Below are 284 nucleotides of genomic sequence, written 5' to 3'. Positions count from 1 at the left end.
CCGCTGTCATGGCCGTCGCCCCCGATGATCGTGTCGTCTTCGGTGCCGCCATACATCGTGTCATTGCCGATCCCGCCATCGAGATGGTCGGTGCCCGTCCCGGCGGACAGGTAGTCGTCATCGGCCTCGCCCAGCAGGGTATCGTTGCCGTTGTCGCCTTGGATGTAGTCGTTGCCCGCCCCGCCGAGCAGGCTGTCCTGATCGTTGCCGCCATAGAGCGTATCGGCCTCGATCCCGCCATTCAGCGTGTCGTTCCCATCCTGACCGGCCAGCGTATCGCGGCC

Annotated in this window: 1 pseudogene; it reads right to left on the bottom strand. The window is 65.5% G+C overall.

The features are described 5' to 3' along the window. A pseudogene (locus D8Z78_RS24420) lies at positions 1-284 on the bottom strand (calcium-binding protein); the annotation flags it as partial.

This window comes from Tropicibacter alexandrii (assembly GCF_003667315.2).
GTDB lineage: Bacteria > Pseudomonadota > Alphaproteobacteria > Rhodobacterales > Rhodobacteraceae > Tropicibacter > Tropicibacter alexandrii.
This window is presented reverse-complemented; position numbering and strand designations above follow the sequence as displayed.